The 16,920-nt window shown below is 41.8% G+C and carries 19 protein-coding genes; 4 read left to right on the forward strand and 15 right to left on the reverse strand.

Features of this window, described 5'->3' with window-relative positions; translation table 11 throughout:
* Nucleotides 1–74: 74 nt before the first annotated feature.
* The 5 genes from I8751_RS02385 to I8751_RS02405 all read right to left on the reverse strand — a co-directional run bounded on the left by I8751_RS02385 (nucleotide 75) and on the right by I8751_RS02405 (nucleotide 3,738).
* On the reverse strand, nucleotides 75–392 hold the full coding sequence (locus I8751_RS02385) for an RNA recognition motif domain-containing protein (RefSeq protein WP_214437565.1): 318 nt from the start codon (nucleotides 390–392) through the stop codon (nucleotides 75–77).
* A 399-nt stretch (nucleotides 393–791) separates the two neighbouring features.
* Nucleotides 792–1,340 (reverse strand): antibiotic biosynthesis monooxygenase, encoded by a 549-nt coding sequence (locus tag I8751_RS02390; protein WP_214437686.1) that lies wholly within the window; start codon nucleotides 1,338–1,340, stop codon nucleotides 792–794.
* A 19-nt stretch (nucleotides 1,341–1,359) separates the two neighbouring features.
* Nucleotides 1,360–1,857: a GNAT family N-acetyltransferase gene (locus tag I8751_RS02395; RefSeq protein ID WP_214437566.1), complete on the reverse strand. Its 498-nt coding sequence runs from the start codon at nucleotides 1,855–1,857 to the stop codon at nucleotides 1,360–1,362.
* Between the two features lie 32 nt (nucleotides 1,858–1,889).
* On the reverse strand, nucleotides 1,890–2,804 hold the full coding sequence (locus I8751_RS02400; RefSeq protein WP_214437567.1) for an SMP-30/gluconolactonase/LRE family protein: 915 nt from the start codon (nucleotides 2,802–2,804) through the stop codon (nucleotides 1,890–1,892).
* A gap of 187 nt (nucleotides 2,805–2,991) precedes the next feature.
* A complete protein-coding gene (locus I8751_RS02405) occupies nucleotides 2,992–3,738 on the reverse strand; it encodes an SDR family oxidoreductase (RefSeq protein ID WP_214437568.1) in 747 nt (248 codons plus the stop codon).
* A gap of 85 nt (nucleotides 3,739–3,823) precedes the next feature.
* On the opposite strand from I8751_RS02405, the gene I8751_RS02410 reads away from it, so the two are divergent.
* Complete coding sequence (locus tag I8751_RS02410) at nucleotides 3,824–4,741, forward strand: LysR family transcriptional regulator (protein WP_214437569.1); 918 nt, start codon at nucleotides 3,824–3,826, stop codon at nucleotides 4,739–4,741.
* Nucleotides 4,742–4,813: 72 nt separating this feature from the next.
* Here the strand turns inward: I8751_RS02410 and I8751_RS02415 are convergent, their stop codons facing one another.
* Nucleotides 4,814–5,824: an SPFH domain-containing protein gene (locus I8751_RS02415; protein WP_214437570.1), complete on the reverse strand. Its 1,011-nt coding sequence runs from the start codon at nucleotides 5,822–5,824 to the stop codon at nucleotides 4,814–4,816.
* A 56-nt stretch (nucleotides 5,825–5,880) separates the two neighbouring features.
* Complete coding sequence (locus I8751_RS02420; protein ID WP_214437571.1) at nucleotides 5,881–6,315, reverse strand: NfeD family protein; 435 nt, start codon at nucleotides 6,313–6,315, stop codon at nucleotides 5,881–5,883.
* A 228-nt stretch (nucleotides 6,316–6,543) separates the two neighbouring features.
* Here I8751_RS02420 and I8751_RS02425 point away from each other — a divergent pair, with 228 nt between their 5' ends.
* Entirely contained in the window at nucleotides 6,544–8,496 is a 1,953-nt protein-coding gene (locus I8751_RS02425) for a PP2C family protein-serine/threonine phosphatase (RefSeq protein WP_214437572.1), read from the forward strand.
* 80 nt (nucleotides 8,497–8,576) lie between these two features.
* Here the strand turns inward: I8751_RS02425 and I8751_RS02430 are convergent, their stop codons facing one another.
* On the reverse strand, nucleotides 8,577–8,930 hold the full coding sequence (locus tag I8751_RS02430; RefSeq protein WP_214437573.1) for a hypothetical protein: 354 nt from the start codon (nucleotides 8,928–8,930) through the stop codon (nucleotides 8,577–8,579).
* Nucleotides 8,931–9,049: 119 nt separating this feature from the next.
* Between I8751_RS02430 and I8751_RS02435 the strand changes: the two genes are divergently transcribed.
* Entirely contained in the window at nucleotides 9,050–9,322 is a 273-nt protein-coding gene (locus tag I8751_RS02435) for a ferredoxin-thioredoxin reductase variable chain (RefSeq protein ID WP_214437687.1), read from the forward strand.
* A 5-nt stretch (nucleotides 9,323–9,327) separates the two neighbouring features.
* Here the strand turns inward: I8751_RS02435 and I8751_RS02440 are convergent, their stop codons facing one another.
* From I8751_RS02440 to I8751_RS02465, 6 genes are all read right to left on the reverse strand, one after another.
* Complete coding sequence (locus I8751_RS02440) at nucleotides 9,328–9,549, reverse strand: hypothetical protein (protein WP_214437574.1); 222 nt, start codon at nucleotides 9,547–9,549, stop codon at nucleotides 9,328–9,330.
* Nucleotides 9,550–9,587: 38 nt separating this feature from the next.
* Nucleotides 9,588–10,379 (reverse strand): YdcF family protein, encoded by a 792-nt coding sequence (locus I8751_RS02445; protein ID WP_214437575.1) that lies wholly within the window; start codon nucleotides 10,377–10,379, stop codon nucleotides 9,588–9,590.
* 125 nt (nucleotides 10,380–10,504) lie between these two features.
* Nucleotides 10,505–11,008 (reverse strand): hypothetical protein, encoded by a 504-nt coding sequence (locus I8751_RS02450; protein WP_214437576.1) that lies wholly within the window; start codon nucleotides 11,006–11,008, stop codon nucleotides 10,505–10,507.
* A 13-nt stretch (nucleotides 11,009–11,021) separates the two neighbouring features.
* Complete coding sequence (locus I8751_RS02455) at nucleotides 11,022–12,566, reverse strand: bifunctional aminoglycoside phosphotransferase/ATP-binding protein (protein WP_214437577.1); 1,545 nt, start codon at nucleotides 12,564–12,566, stop codon at nucleotides 11,022–11,024.
* Between the two features lie 82 nt (nucleotides 12,567–12,648).
* Nucleotides 12,649–13,263: a 50S ribosomal protein L25/general stress protein Ctc gene (locus I8751_RS02460; protein ID WP_214437578.1), complete on the reverse strand. Its 615-nt coding sequence runs from the start codon at nucleotides 13,261–13,263 to the stop codon at nucleotides 12,649–12,651.
* Between the two features lie 173 nt (nucleotides 13,264–13,436).
* Entirely contained in the window at nucleotides 13,437–14,780 is a 1,344-nt protein-coding gene (locus I8751_RS02465) for an adenylosuccinate synthase (RefSeq protein ID WP_214437579.1), read from the reverse strand.
* 566 nt (nucleotides 14,781–15,346) lie between these two features.
* On the opposite strand from I8751_RS02465, the gene I8751_RS02470 reads away from it, so the two are divergent.
* Complete coding sequence (locus tag I8751_RS02470) at nucleotides 15,347–16,390, forward strand: adenosine deaminase (RefSeq protein WP_214437580.1); 1,044 nt, start codon at nucleotides 15,347–15,349, stop codon at nucleotides 16,388–16,390.
* A 106-nt stretch (nucleotides 16,391–16,496) separates the two neighbouring features.
* Here I8751_RS02470 and I8751_RS02475 read toward each other — a convergent pair whose 3' ends face one another.
* A complete protein-coding gene (locus I8751_RS02475; protein ID WP_214437581.1) occupies nucleotides 16,497–16,832 on the reverse strand; it encodes a rhodanese-like domain-containing protein in 336 nt (111 codons plus the stop codon).
* Nucleotides 16,833–16,920: the final 88 nt, after the last annotated feature.

Here is a 16,920-nt window from a genome sequence, read left to right on the forward strand (position 1 = left end):
TAAATTACTGCTACTCATTGATTGAGAAACAGCATAGGCCCCTTCAAGGTATAAAAGGGTTGATTCTATGTAGCTTAATAGCGGTTACGGGAGCCGTAGCCACCACGGTCACGGTTGCCACCGCCACCACCAAAGGAACCACCTCTGTCTTCTCTGGGTTTAGCCTTATTGACCTTCAGGTCACGACCCATCCACTCGGCACCATCAAGAGCTTCGATAGCAGCTGTTTCTTCTGCATCTGTACTCATTTCCACAAAAGCAAAGCCGCGTACACGGCCTGTTTCACGATCAGTAGGGATCTGAACACGCTTTACAGAACCATATTCTGCAAAAACTGCACTCAGAGCGTCTTGTGTAACTTCGTAGGAAAGGTTGCCTACATAAACTGACATAGATAGTCTCCAAAACCGTTAGAGTGTAGAGATTTAGATTTCGGAGAGAAGTCTGTAAATACCACAAGGAAAAAGCCTGTCAATACTAAAAACAAACGCTGTCGCCGAATTAACTCTCGTCTCCCATGATGACACAACGACTAGCAACCAGGAGGGAAAATTGCAAAAATTTTACAAAACAACACAAATATTAGCAAATACTATTTAGTTGCTGGATAATTGGGGAATATTCTGAACAAAATACCAGCAAGCCTATTTCTTTTTGCTGTTGACATTTTTTTAAATATCAGCAATAGCTTATTGGCATTACTTTAAGTATACTCCGTGACCTTGTTAACTACCTCTATAAACTTAATGATTCGATAATCAGTTGTGTTATCCCAACTTTTACCTACTTTATTACTTAAGATATAGCCACTTGCTAAACAAACGGCTAACTCTAGGCATAATAACGTAAGTTAACAATACAACCATAATAATAGTAATAATCAGCGAAGCAATCAAAGGCGGTAAACCACGAAGTAAGGGCGTTATCAACATATTCAATATATTAATCAACACATATACAGCTGCCCAAGTTAGTAATGCTGTTTTATAACGCGGTGGAGTCTTCAGTGGTTGACCAGGAAGAGAAAACCAAGCTTCTAACCCACTGATTTGTTGAACATGAGGGTCAGATTCGACCAAATTTTGGGCTTGACTTAGCCAATATTCGCGATCACGCGATGTCATCCACGCTTGCAAATTTTCAAAACCGTCAAACTTGAAGATGATCACATATTCAGATCGCACACCAGTTTGGGGACGAATTACATTTGTACCCAAATGACCAGCATAAGTTCTAGAAACACTGGTAATCTCTTTCAACCAAGCCTCGTAAGCAATTTCACATCCCGGTTTGACAACCTGTGAAATAACCACGGTTACAAATTGATCGCCCTGTTCCATCTCCATAGTTATGTCACTATCAAGCTTTTGATACATGATCGGTTTCTCGTACCAAGATAATAAAAGGCACACCCAGGTACTGATGCTCAAAGGTATCAACAGAATGAAACCCTACTCCATACCATACCTGGAGGGCACGCTGATTAAATGCCGCAATAGTTACCCGCACAATAGCAGGTGCAAACATCTGTTGAGCAAAATTTAAAACTGCTGCAACATAGCAGCGCCCCCGGCCTCGCCCTGTTAAATTTGGGCAAATACCCATACCAATATCTAGCCCTGGCGTGCTGTAATTACCTCCAGGCACTTGACCATCTTTGCCAAAACTACAATAGCCAACAAACTTTCTTGGCTCTTCAAAAATACCGTAGAAGTTGTTTTGAAGATCGAGAAAGTACTGTACGCTTTGTTCAATTTCGTTGGAGTTTAAATTATAGAAATCGTAAGGTGAGTCGTAATGCCACCCAGCGATCTCTCGTGCATTTGCTTCATCCAAAGAATGAATATTCAAGAGCATTATAAGTCTCTAATACAATTCTTAGAAAATTACTAAAAGACATACCCAGCTTTCCCCACTTCTAGCCGAACAACGTTAGCAGGAACTACACCTGTAGGAGGAGGTAAAAACATTCCCCCATTCATCACAACATAAATTGCGGTGCGTTCGCTCTGGGTTTGACCAAAAGCAACGGCTGTACTGCCAATTACACCTTGTTCTGATTGAGCAATGATTGTGGTTTTTCCGTCGGGGGTAATCTTGATGACACTGTTATAAATATGCGTTGCTCCATAAAGGTTGCCTTCCACATCAAAAGCAAAGTCATCAATATTGGTCTTTTCCACAAAGATTTCTGGTTCGCCGGGTTCGCCTGCTGTAGTCATTGGAATTTTCAACAGCAACATTTTTTCTGTATTGGAAACGTAAAGAATATCACCAAAACGCTTCAAACCATTTGCAGCTGGAATAACGTTTTCTGGATTGCTACGAGCCAATAAGGGATGTTCCAACCAAATTGAACTATGGCGTTGGGCAATATCAATTAACCAAATTGCGCCTCGATAGGAATCTGCTGTCAAATACTGAGTGCCAGAAAGCGTAGTGATGCCATTTAAAAATATTGCATCTGGCAGTGTTAGCAAGGTTTCCACAGTGCCATTTGCGTCGATTAGAGAAACCACAGGTATGGAATCAGCATTCCATCCCGTTGCTACTAAATCCCCGTTAGTAGTGAAAGCCAAACCACTGACTTTACCTTCAACAGTGGCATGAATCTGCTGATTGCCATCTGGGGTAATGCGAACAATTTGACCAACTTCGTGATTTGTGACAAAAATCGTACCATCTGGAGCGATCGCTAGATTTTCTAAAAAAGTATTTACCGGAAATGAAGTAATAATTTTGGCAACTGCCAACTCAATCGGCTGATCTACATAAATCGGCGGTAAACCTGCGGGATTTTCCATATTAATACCAATTTTAAAAAAGAATGCGACAGATGCAAAGTTGGCAATCCAGATTGTATCTGAATTTTGTTATTACGAATTACGTTAGCGCAGCGTTAGCGACGCAGGAGCGTCACTTGTACTGAGCGTCTTGCCTTGAGCGCAGTCGAAAGGAGCCGAAGTATTACGAATTACGAATTGGTATAACCTACCACTGTAATTGAATCGGGCCACCAAACTTTCGCATCTCTGCAAAAAATAGTCCTTGCGCTCCTCCATCCGGCAATGTTGCCAGATAGACAGCAGTTTCGGCTCCTTCTTCTGCCGTGAACGGGGCATTTTCACCCCCCATGTCAGTTTTCATCCAACCAGGAGAATAAGCATTTACAAGAATATTACTACCTTGAAGTTCCTTGGCAAGAATCACAGTTAGTCCATTCACTCCCACCTTAGAAAGTCGATAAGAAGGCGCTAAAGGGTAATAATCGGTGGAAACTGACACCATAGATGCCATTTCCGTGGAAATATTCACGATGCGACCGTAGTTTTGCACCTTCATCAAGGGAATTAATGCTTGAGAAATTCTCAGTACCGCTAGAACATTAGTTTCAAAGGTAGATCGCATTGTTTCTAGTTGAACAGTCAGTAAGCTAGACTCCTCTGGCTTAGTTGTGGGATTTACACCTGCATTATTGACTAAAATGTCTACTTTGCCATAAGTTTCATACAGCCAATTGCTAAACTGCTGCACACTTTGATCGTTGGTGGCATCTAACACATGATAGTCTACATCAAACCCTTCACTATCAAGCTGTTGTTTGGCAGCAAGACCATCTGTTTCATTACGACTCGTCAGAATTACGCGGTTGCCAATTTGAGATAATTGACGGGAAATAGCATATCCTAGCCCTCGATTACTGCCTGTAACCACAGCAATCTTTTTTTGAGTCGTCATTTTTATGACCTTCAAACTGCTTTTAAATTTACTGTACTGAGATGTTATAAATTAATCAAATTGATTATAATGATATATTTAATTGATGGCATTAATAGATTTATCCTCCGTTGACCTGAACCTGCTCGTTGCTTTTGAGGTGCTTTTTGAAGAACGGAGTGTTACAGTCGCCGCCCAAAGGCTGTATTTAGGGCAACCAGCGATGAGTGCTGCATTAGGAAGGTTGCGTTTACTATTCCAAGATGAGTTATTTATTCGTATGGGTAGAGAAATGCAGCCTACGGCGAGAGCAATAGAAATTGCTCCCGGTATCGTAATCGCTCTACAGCAAATCCGACAGACATTAGAAACTAGCCAAACTTTTGATCCAACCACTTCTAAACGTACTTTTGCAATTGGTAGTTCAGACTATACCAGCTATGTTGTTGTACCCAAATTATTAGAAGTCTGCCGTCAGACAGCACCGGGTATTGATTTTAGATTGATTGGTTTTGAAAAAGACTGTGTTGGAGAACTCCTAGAGCAGCGAGAGATTGACATAGCCTTGGGTGTCTTCCAAAATCCCCCTAGACAAACAATTCAACTTCCATTATTTCCAGAACAGTTTGTAGGTATCTCTCGTCGTGGACATCCTGCCATTACCCAGGAGACTATTACGCCAGAAACCTTTGCTCAACTTCCTCATGCTCTTTTCACCCTCCGTAGAGATGAGGTTGGTGAACTAGACAAAGTGCTGGCTCAATCGAACCTCCAGCGTCGAGTCGTACTAACGACTCCCCACTTGCTAATCCTACCAGCAGTCATTTCATCCAGTGACCTAGTTACCGCCATTCCCTCACGGCTAGCAAAACCATTTGCATGTCAAGGCACATTAGAAATTTTTGAACTTCCCCTGCAAACTGAACCGTGGATGATTTCCATGCTTTGGAGCAAACTTACAGATCAAGATCAAGCAAATCTTTGGTTACGGCAGATGCTTAAAATTGTTTGTGAGGGAATTTAAAATAAATTACTTCCCTCAAAATTTTCATCCAAAAATCACCTAAAGACAAGTGAGAGAATATCTCCTGACTTCTTAATTAGGGCGGTTATTATTCTTTGGTAATTCACTACCAAACAAGGGATTGGAATTTACTCCAGTAGCGTCAGAAACAATAGAACGCATTCCCTCTAGAGTTGCAGGAATACTGCGCGGATCCATAAACATTACCTTGCTGCTGTCACTACTGCCAATCTTCATGCCCATTTCCAGATAATTTTGGGCAAGTAAAAACTGTAACGCTTCCTGTGCCCCTGGCTCATTTTTCAAGGTATTAGTAATAATTTGCATTGCTTCTGCGGTTGCTTGCGCCTTGAGAACTTGCTGTTGGCGTTCAGCCTGCGCTTGCAACACAATCGTCTTTTGTTGCGCTTCTGCTTGGAGAATAGTGGCTTTTTGACGAGCCTCAGCATCCAGTATTTGCGCTTCAGCTTTACCTCTGGCGCTATTGACAGCAGATTCCCTCTCGCCTTCAGAAGTTAAAATTGCTGCTCGTCTACGCCGTTCTGCCGACATTTGCAATTCCATCGATTCCCGTACAGTTTGAGAGGGGATAATATCTCGCAGTTCTACCCGCGTGACTTTTACCCCCCAAGGATCAGTGGCTATATCTAAATCTCGCATTAACATTTCATTAATTTGAGAACGGGCGGTAAAGGTTTTATCTAACTCTAACTGTCCCATTTCCGAACGAATTTGGGTAAGTACCAAGTTGACCATTGCCGATTGCAGATGTTCTACTTTGTACCAAGCTTTTTCCATATCCACGATGCGCCAGTAAACCACCGCATCCACCTCAATACCAACGTTGTCGCGGGTGATGCATTTTTGTGGGGGAATATCTAAGACTTTTTCGCGAATAGTTTCTTGATAAACAAGTTTATCCAAAAAAGGAATCACAAAATTCAGACCTGGTTCCAGTTTTTTGTTGTAGCTACCCAGTCTTTCCACCAAAGCTTCATTACCTTGATTGATAACTCTCACAGACCCAGCTACCGCAGAACCACCAAGCGCCAAAAAGACTAGTAAAAATAAATTTTCTAACATTTATTGGTTCTCCTGAAACTTACAAGTATAATTTTTAACTAATTATTAACTTCTACTTAAGAATGCAACAGAGATTCTGGCATCACAATTAAAGTTGTGCCTTCTCTTCTGACCACATACACTCTTTGATGGGGTGCGACGCTGAGTTGGTTATCATCACATCGTGCTTGCCAAGAATTGCCCTCGTACAGTACCCGCCCTGTTTTTCCCGCAGCAATTTCTGTTAATGTTTCAGCTACAGTCGCATCCTGAATTTTGGACTTGCGTCGTTTTGGTTGCGAAAACCGCCTGGAAAGTACAACCAGTATTAAAGAAAACAATAGCCAAACCACGACTTGCAGCCACAAATTTGCCAAGCCCGTCACAGAGAGCAGCGCCACCATAAAAGCACTGATTCCCATCATGAACGCAACAAAAGCCGATGGCAAAAACAGTTCCATTAAACACAGAATTGATCCTGCTAGGAGCCAGATTAAGGTATAACTTGGCATAGTGCCATCCTAGACATTACATTTACTTAGATGCATTTCTGAGATTAGATACACCCGAAAACTAACTGTTTACAGAAAATAAAACTTGGTTTTTGACAATTTTGATTAATTTCAGTAACAAGGTGTAGCTAGGGGTACACAAACCTAGTTTATTCTAGCCTTCAAGTTGTTGACAGCTAAATTTAATCGAACTTTACGAGTTGATTTATTTTTTGAATTTATAATTTCATGATTTCTACTCAGCGAATAATTTATTGCATAAATCCAGGCTGTAATAACCCTATTAATCCTATGGGAGATAGTGTTTGTGCAAGCTGCCAAACTTCTCTAGTTCACCGTTATCTTTGGGCTAGTGGCTCTTTGGCAGCCAAAATTACACCAGGCTCGAAAGTGGAAGACAGGTATGAGGTGATTAAGCCTCAGATTTGGTTAGATACTCAACCAGGGCTACCGCCAGAAGTGCCTGAAGAGTTGCCACAAATGGTTATTCCTTATTTGAAACTGCACTCAGAGCGATTGCATCTGTCCCAAGTCTATGGGTTCGCTTCCTCCTTTAAGGAAGGTGCAAGTGATCATGATATCTTGCTACTGGAAAATGTCCCAATAGATGAAACAGGAAATATCTACCCAACTATTACTGACGCATGGGAGAAAGCAACGGCAGTTAGACAAGTTTATTGGCTGTGGCAAATTCTCCAGCTATGGAAACCTTTATTAGAATTAGGAGTTGCCCATAGTCTGCTATTGCCAAACAACCTACGTGTACAAGGTTGGTGTGTGCGACTGTTGGAACTTCAAAAAACTACCCAAACATCAACTTTGCAGGATTTGGGACAATCTTGGCAGCCTTGGATAGAGTCTGCAAAAACATCAGTAGCCAAAGAATTAGAGAAGATAGTTGAGCAGATGGGTAACGCTGAGGTACAGTTAGAAACCATTGCCACTCAACTCAATGCTTTATTACTTGCATCGGCGGCAGAATTGCCCTTAACCCTCAAGGTGGCAGGAGCAACAGATATTGGGCCTGAACTAGCGCAAAATGAAGATACTTGCTATCCCACAGTTTTTCAAGACCTAGATGACCCATTACTACCGCGTTTGTCGATTGTTTGTGATGGCATCGGTGGACACCAAGGCGGTGAAGTTGCGAGTCAATTGGCAGTACAGTCTCTGAAATTACAAATCCGTGCTTTATTTGCAGAGGTAGCAGAACAATCTGAACCTGTACAGCCACAATTGTTGCAGGAACAGCTGGAGGCCAGTTTACGGGTAGTCAATAATGTGATTTGTTCTCGCAATGATGAACAAAAACGCCAAGGTAGAGAACGCATGGCGACAACTCTTGTGATGGCAATACAAGTGCCGCAAAAAGTACCAACGATTTCTGGGTGGCAGTCAGATAATGCTCATGAACTTTACTTGGCGAATATTGGTGATAGTCGTGCTTATTGGATGACTCGTGATTATTGCCAATTACTCACTGTAGATGATGATGTGGCAGCACGAGAAGTTCGTTCTGCCCGGAGTTTGTATCACAAAGCACTCCAAAGACCAGACGCAACTGCTCTTACTCAAGCATTGGGGACAAAAGATGCTGAGTCTCTACGTCTTTTAATTAGACGCTTTATCTTAGATGAAGATGGCATATTACTGCTGTGTTCTGATGGCTTGAGTGACCATAATTGGGTGGAACAATCTTGGCAAGATTACGCAATCCCAGTACTAGCTGGTAAAGTTTCAGTTGAAGATGCTGTTCGTGATTGGATTAATCTGGCAAACCTAAAAAATGGTCATGATAATACTTCAGTTGTGCTGACACTTTACCGTGTCTCTAAAGAATACTTGGTGCCAGTGACGCGATCGCAGCAATCTGTAGAAATTGTAGAGACCAAACCACCAGAAACAGAAGAATTTTTAGCAGAAAGCTCCCAGGCACTACTAGATTTAGATTTGGATTTGGATTTGCCAGAAGAATCCATCCCAACTCCTGTTCCCAAGGCAAAACGAGTAAGTCGAGTCAAACCTTTAGTATTAGTTGGAGGATTATCAACTTTACTGGTGGGAGGTACGAGTTTAGGGTTATTTGCTTGGTGGCAACTTAATCCGCAGGGATTTCAACAGGTATGTCGCCAACTTCCCCAAGGAATGCAAGTAATTTGTCCACAAAGCCAATCTAATTGATTAAAGCTTTGGGCATTGAGCAAAAGTAGAAGAGAAAGCCTTGGGTTTTACCCTCGTCTTCTTCCTAATCCTCTGCTTTTTCAATATGCTGCTCTTAAAGCACAGCTATAGGAATAGAAATCTATTTGTTGTAGAATGAAATTTGTCGTTAAAGCGCACAGCAAGAGCAAAGCGGGTTTTACTTGCCCGTTATAGCTTATTTTTCCTTGATAAAGCACCTCTGAGACACCCGTGGGAGTGGACAAGTGCATTGAGGAAACAAAGCACTGTGGGTTTTCTCCCCGCAGAACTGCTACCTGTCGGAAGCCGTCACTCGGTTTTTTCACTTTATTGCCGTCAGGAAATAAGAAGTAAAGTTTTCCCACATAGTCTGTTAATACTAAAGTCTGCTCTGAAATTCTGATGTCTCTGACTAATTCTATCAAAGCCTGCATGGGCAGGCTTTGTTTGTGTAGCAGGTACAGAGGGACAAAATATAGTGTCTGTAAAAATTAGACCTATAAGAGTGGCTGTGGCAAGCAGTCTATTTTCCAAAATAGCAGTTCAATGAGGAATAGCTGTGGAGATACTTGTGGAACAGCAAAAGCTAGGTGTAAATGGTGTTATGAAAGTTGGCGATCGCGTCCGCGTTAAAGATTCGGTAGTGGTTTATCATGATCCTGAGCATCGAGGTCAGGCTTTTGACATTAAAGGTCTAGAAGGGGAAATTATAGGTTTTGCCACAGAATGGCAAGGTAGACCTGTAAGCGCCAATTTGCCAATTTTTGTTCAATTTAGTAAAAAATTCAAAGCTCATTTGCGTGAAGATGAGTTAGAGATTATCTAAATTGCTTAGGGGCGGCGAAACCACTGCAAAATATTCAGTTCGCCGCGCATTTTTTTTAGTTCTTGACGATGTTGTTCTGCTGTGATGTAATACCACTCACAATAGCGCTGAAACTCTGAGCGCGTCTGAACTTCGTGGTAAAACTGATGGGTTGTTTGGTAGGCAGCAAAACTTTCCTCAACTTCAGGTTGAGCAGATGGAATAATATAAGGTAAATTTTTAGACATAATGTTAAATAACTAACAATTAATAATTCCTAACTTTATTAAAGCCAACCGCGCAAGCGATAGACAAAACTACCAATATATTCTTTTAAGGCGCTAGTAAATTGGTTGAGGTTGTCGCTATCAGGTAATAAACTCAGTATAGCGGCTTTGGGGGTGCTGCCCAGTTCTTTGATATCGCCTTGAGTGACTAGAAAGTCAGTAGGTGCAGGAATCACATCAACACCTTGACGCTGAAAAATTTTTAGCGATCGCGGCATGTGCATTGCTGAAGTTACCAATAATATCCGATTAATGCCACGAGTTTCTAAAATTTTCTTGACATTTACTGCATTTTGATATGTGTTGAAAGAATCAGGCTCTTGGACAATTGCTTCCGGTGGTATACCAATAGACGTGAGTATTGTTGCCATATCTGCCGATTCTGATGAGCCACTGCCACGCCAATTGATGCGACCACCACTAAGAATAATTATCGGAGCTTTTTTTTGGCGATATAGTTGAGCAGCATAAATTACACGATCACCCGATTCACTTAAATCAACAGTTGGTCTTGGGGGAGAAGCCGATTTAATTGCACCACCCAAAACTACGATTGCTTCGGCATTAGGTATTGGGTCAAGAGGGAGATTTTGCCACTCTAGCGATCGCGCCAGGGATTTAGCCACCCAAACATTACTACAAACAAGCAATAAAGTTAGAGATAAGGCGATCGCTCCTGCTGCAATACGTGGTCTTTTCCACAGCGTTATCAATGCCACTACCAAGCTCACGCTAGCTAGTCCCAATGGATAAACAAACAGTGGTAGTAATTTGGAAAGATATAAAAACATACTTGATTATGGAGCATTGGGCATTGGGAAAGAAGGGGTAAGGGGGAAAGGGGAAGGGTTAAAGGGGAGATTTTTTCATCCTTTACCCTTTAACTTTTTCCCATATTGCTGCTCTCGCTACCTCTCTACCTTTCCCAAAACTTAAAATTAACGCTTCCACGAGTACGACGATAACGGCGGACAGGTCTTCTTTTTTGCTGTTTAGTGACCCTATCGCTAATTTGTTCATCTGCGGCTTCTTCTACAGTTTCAACTGGTAGCTGAGTTCTAGTTTCTTCTTTACTTCCCCACCAAGCAATAATCCAGCCCCCGCCCATAGCAGCTATTGCACCCAGCAAAATACTCATGGGCGCAGGATATCCCAAAAACACAAAGCCCAGCAAGAAAAATAACCAGTACTTTAATGCTGCGTCAATGCCATCAGATGAAGCAACAGATGGAGGTTGGGGACTATTTCTGCTGGCATTTGTGATCCAGCCTAAAGTGAAACCACCAATAATGCCTAGAAATATACTCAAGGATAGAGGAGAACCTGTCATCGACAATATTAAGATTAAAAATGCCCCAAATATCAGCTGAGTAAGAAAGCTAGGAGAAATACTCAGAAAGTCATTGTTTTTTGGTGCCATAAGGTAAAAACAGCTATTGGCGAATTATTTTGTTTAATTGTGATTCTTGTGGTTGAGTTGTGTCCCAAACCTGAGTGTATGGTTTTTCGGAATCAGTGGAGGGTTCAGCTTGCTGTATTTGTGATGCTAATAAATCGACAGTAGCATCAGCAATATCGCCAGTACGATTGACAAGGCGCTCTTTTATAACTTCTACAGGTGCTGTGCAGTAGATGATTTTTAGAGGAATTTGGTACTTTTCGGCTTGCTCAATCACTTCTTGCCGTAGCTGTTGTCGGTCATATTTAGCATCTAAAATTACTGAAAAACCTTGATTAGCTAGTATAGTCCCCAATTCTAACAACCGTGCATAGGTTTTCTGGGTCATTTCGGCTGTGTATAAATCATCTCCACCACGTTCAGATAAGGGAATTCCTCCTAGATGTTTTCGCACTGCATCGGAGCGAATGTGAATTGCTGCCAGTTGACGAGCTAAATATTTTGCTGTTGTACTTTTCCCAGAACCTGACAATCCCGACATTAAAATCAGTTGTCCTTGTTTGGGTTTAGTGTATTCCCAAGCCAGTTTGTAGTATTTAGCTGCGGTTTTTGCTGCTTCTTCTTTGACCGTCGTTGGTACACCAGGGTCATCTAATAAAAAGGAAGTTACTTTTGCCCTGACATAAGACTGACGGTTTAAATATATGGGTAATACTTGTAATCCTTCCCAATCACCAGTCTGCTCTATATAAGTATTCAAATACGCATTACTCAAGTCTTTTCGTTGCTGTGCTTCGAGATCCATCACAGCATAGGCAATGTCGAACATCACATCGACAAAGCGAAACGGCTCATTAAATTCAATGCAATCGAACAGCAGAATTTGATCTTGCCACAGAGCTATATTTCGCAGGTGCAAGTCTCCATGGCATTCACGAATATAGTCGTTTTGCATTCTGCTTTGAAATAGCTCTTGTCTTTCAGCAAAAAAACGCTCGGTGTATGCTTTTGTTTCGTCAAACTGCACCTGTGTCTGAGGCCCACCAATATATTTTTCGGTTTGCTCATAATTTTCGTCAAATGCAGCTCGAACTTGAAAAACTTCGCCAAAACTCCTAATGTAGTCATTAGTTGTGGTTTTAGCATGATATTGAGCCACTACCCGCCCCAACTCCTCTAGGTGTGTCTCATTTAACTTACCTTGTTCAAAAAGGTTGCTAAAAAGTGACTCTTGAGGAAACTGACGCATCTTCAGCACGTATTCTACAGGCTCACCAGTTCCACCGAGATGGTATTGCTCCCCTATTTGAGTTGCAGGTAAAACTTCCAAATACAATTCGGCTGCTCCCCGCTGATTCAGGCGCAACTCTTCCTGACAAAAATGTTGTCGCTTCTCTAAGGTAGAAAAGTCTAAAAAACCAAAATTTGCAGGCTTTTTGATTTTATAGGCATAATCTCCAGTCAACAGCACATAAGAAATGTGAGTTTGTACCAGTTGAATGGGTTCTGTTACCGCATGGGGATAAAATCCAGGCTGCAACATTTGCTCAATTAAAGCTGGAAGGGTCGCTTCTGTCATCTTTTTCCTCAGCGGTTCAAATACAAAAAAACCAGGAGTTTTCTCCTGGTATCATCAAAAATTATCACATACTTTCTGTAGTTTAAGAGGCTGTTTCGCTCTCGCTCTGTGCGGATGCTGTTTCGTCGTCAGCCTCTGAGACTCGCGGTGGTAAAACATTGACAACCAGTTGGTCTGTTCCCCCTAAAACTGTCACACCTTCAGGTAATGACAACTCATTTATATGCAAACTGTCACCAACCTTCAAATTAGAGACATCAACTTCAATTGCTTCTGGGATATTCTCAGGTGAACAACTTACTTGCAATTCGTTGATGACGGTATCTAACAAACCGCCTTCTTGTTTAACACCAATAGCTTCTCCCACAAAACGCAGCCGTACTTCTACGTTGGTGTCACCATGACCGGCAACAGCAAAAAAGCTGAGGTGGTAAGGCGTACCTTTTGCTGGATGGATTTGAAGCTCCCGTAACAGAGCTTTGCCTTGCCAAGGTACGTCGGTAACTTTTAAGTCAATCAAGGTATTGTTGACTGAAGCTCTTTTGAGCAAACGTTCAACAGTTTTAGCATTAATGGTCAAAGAGATTGACTCTGTACCCTTGTGACCATATAAATTTGCGGGTATTTCTCCAGAACGGCGCAAAGCTTTGGGCTTACTGCCTTCTGGTCGCTTTTGACATTCGACTGTAATAGCCATATCAGTTATTAGTTGTCAGTTGTTAGTTGTCAGTTGTTAGTTGTCAGTTGTTAGTTGTTAGTTGTCAGTTGTTAGTTGTCAGTTGTCAGTTGCTTTTTTATTTAAGGCTATTGTTTAATGAACTAACTACGGACTTCCCGCAAGGAGTTTTAAAACCTAGCACTGAGCAATGACTAAGCACTCAGCAAGGAGGCTGGTGTGCCATCAGGGTGCAACAAAGCACGTTTTGGCCCGTGGATGGGGTCTTCTACAATTATGGTTTGATCGCGGCTTGCTCCTAAGGAAACGATCGCAATCGGGACTTCCATTAATTCTGCTAAGAATTTCAGATAGTCCAATGCTTGCTGTGGCAAGTCTTCTAGGGTGCGGCATTCACTTGTGCATACCTGCCATCCTGGGAAGGTTTTGTAGATGGGGCGACACCGGGCAAATTGACGGGAACTGGTAGGAAAGTGTTCGCTGCGATCGCCGTCTATTTCATAAGCGACACAAACTTTGATTTCTTCTAGTTCGTCAAGAACGTCCAGTTTGGTAATTGCCATACAGTCCATACCGTTAATTCTGACGGCATAACGACCAATAACAGCATCAAACCAACCGCAACGGCGCTTGCGTCCGGTGGTTGTACCGAATTCAGCACCGCGATCGCACAGCAACTCTCCAATCTCTCCGTCTAGTTCGGTGGGAAAAGGCCCCTCTCCTACACGCGTTGTATAGGCTTTCGACACACCGATTACTCGATCTATCATTGTCGGGCCTACCCCTGTACCAACGCAAGCACCCCCGGCTACGGGGTTTGAGGAGGTAACATAAGGATAAGTTCCGTGATCTAGGTCTAAAAGCGTGCCTTGCGCGCCTTCAAATAAGATATTGCGTCGCCGCTGAATCGCATCATAGATTTTCAGCGAAGTGTCAACTACATAAGGTCGTAGACGTTCAGCATACCCCAGATACTCTTCTATTACCTCTTGCGGATCTAGGGGTGGTAAGTTATAAAGCTTTTCTAGAATGACGTTTTTATAATTAATAGTCCACTCTAACTGATCGCGTAGTGCATCAAAGTTCATCAAGTCTAAAACTCGGATGCCTGTACGTTCTGATTTGTCAGCATAAGTTGGGCCAATTCCTCGCCCAGTTGTGCCGATTTTATAACTTCCCCGTCGTTCTTCCGATGCCAGATCAATTAATCGATGGTAGGGCATCGTGACATGGGCTGTCTCAGATATTAACAGTTTGGCAGTAGAAATATTTAATGTTTCTAATTGGTCAAGTTCTGTTATCAAAACCTGTGGATCGATAACTGTTCCACAACCGATAATGCACTCAGTTTCTGGGTATAAAATACCAGAGGGAATCAAGTGCAGTTTAAAGGTCTGACCTTTCACTACTATGGTGTGCCCAGCATTGACACCCCCTTGATAACGTACCACTACATCTGCGGAGCGGCTGAGTAAGTCAGTTATTTTACCTTTTCCTTCATCGCCCCATTGGGCACCTATGACAATGACGTTAGCCAAGCGTTTATATTATAGAGGTAAAGTTTCCACAAATATCTATTATCAACATACTTTGCGAAACTTGTCAAGAATTTAAGTAATAATTGATATCCACGAATGATCATGCCAAATCATAGAGGTGCGTGCGATCGCCATACCTAAATGATGAATATGTGGAATCTGAAACAAGTTTGGTTTTTCTTCGTTTACCCATAAGAGAATTACCAAGGTTGATTGAAGAAAATCGCAACCAGGGAAGAAGGGCGATGAGAAAGGCGTGAGAGAATGGGCGAAGAATTTCTAATGTTTTGCGCAAAGGTCTTAATTGCCTGTGTCTTTGTCATTAAAATCTTCAATTAGAAACTATTTATAATCGAAGGCTTTATATATAAAGTTTGAAACTTTATTCACTTTGATGATTTTTGCTGTAAATAAGTGTCAATTTGCTTCTTTCGTCAATTTTTGCTTTATTTGACTAAATTTTAGACAATTTATGCTTTTGATACCCAAAGATGAGGGCAAATTATGAATTTTTTTATTTATGACTTTTGTTACAATTAGTAAAATTTTTATAAAAACACACCATTATGGCTTTATATGCTGAATTACATAGACACCTGGGGGGATCAGTCGTTCCCCGTGTATTGTGGCGGTACTTTGAGCGCCATGCGACAGATTTAATTGCTCGTTTTGCTGAATATTCAGAGTTTGAAGATTTTTACACCCGTCCCCGTAATACATTAGATGAGTATTTAGAATTACATACCCTAGTAGAAAGTGTACAAACTGTAGAGACGTTGCCTTACTTTATCTATCGTTTGCTACGGGGCGCTTATATTTTTGAAAATTTGGCATATCTAGAACTGCGCTACACTCCTTATTTACGGACACCTGAGCATCTGAGTCAACCTGAGCGAATTGACAAGATGGCAGAAATTGTGGAAGTTGTAGGCAAAGCTAGTCATTTGCCAGAATATCCCATTGTGACTAGCCAAATTCTCTGTATGCACACCCGTCTACCATTAGAGGTAAATCGGGCGATTATTGATTTGGCAGTGCAGAATAAACAGTACGTTTGTGGGATAGATGTAGCAGGCGGCGATCGCTATTATGAAGAACGACTAGACGAATGGATTAGCTTGTATGATTATGCGCGATCACTAGGCGTTAACACTACAGGACATCTGTACGAAACTACCGCTGGTTGCTACCCGCAATTGTTACCTTATCTGATGCGAATCGGTCACGGCATCCAAATTCCTCTGTTATATCCAGAGTTGCTAGCAGATGTAGCAAGACGTGGCCAATGCTTAGAAGTTTGTCCCACAACTTACCTCAAAACAGGCACTTTAGAAGATATCCGTCAACTGAAATTAGTTTTTGACCAGTGTTTTGATGCTGGGGTAGATATCGCTATTTGTACCGATAACGCCGGTTTGCACAATGTGCGTTTACCTTTTGAGTATGAAAATCTTTTGACTTACGACATTATTAGTTTTGGGCAATTGCAAGCTTGTCAAAATGCAGCTTTTCGTCACGCCTTTGCTTGGCCTTACGCTCAACCCCCTGCATCCCTTTTAAGTGGTTTGCTGAAGCCTGAATCTCCTAAAGTTTTGGCAATGAGGGATTAAATTGATGGAAAAGTAAGTTCGTAGTAAGGACTTCAGTCCTGCTTTTTCTAAGTACTAAAGTGCTTACTACAAACCCTCAAAATTAACATCAACAAGTTGAATTTAATTAAGCAGCAACACCTTCTGTAGCACCACCAGCTGTTTTCCAGGCGGTAAAACCACCTTCAATTTCAGCGACATCAGTAAACCCAGCTTCGCGCAATAATTGTGCAGCATGGGTTGATTGTTCGTCGTTATCGCCATAAATATAGATATGGCGTTTCGTATGCAAGGCAGATTTGGCTCGCTGTACCAAGTCTTCTAAGGAGATAGGTATTGCCCCAGTGATATGACCGTCATTGTAAGTATGGCGATCGCGCACGTCAATAATTGTAAAAGCTGGTTGACCCCATTCCAAACGAGACTTTAGATCATGAACATCAGCTACTAAATTAGTACTCATCAGCTTTTCTTGCTTATACCTTAATCAGCAATCTATCAAAAATCCCTATTCGATTGAGTTTTCAGTCTAATAAGTTAATAATTTGCGA

The sequence above is a fragment of the Atlanticothrix silvestris CENA357 genome (genome assembly GCF_016056295.1).
GTDB lineage: Bacteria > Cyanobacteriota > Cyanobacteriia > Cyanobacteriales > Nostocaceae > Atlanticothrix > Atlanticothrix silvestris.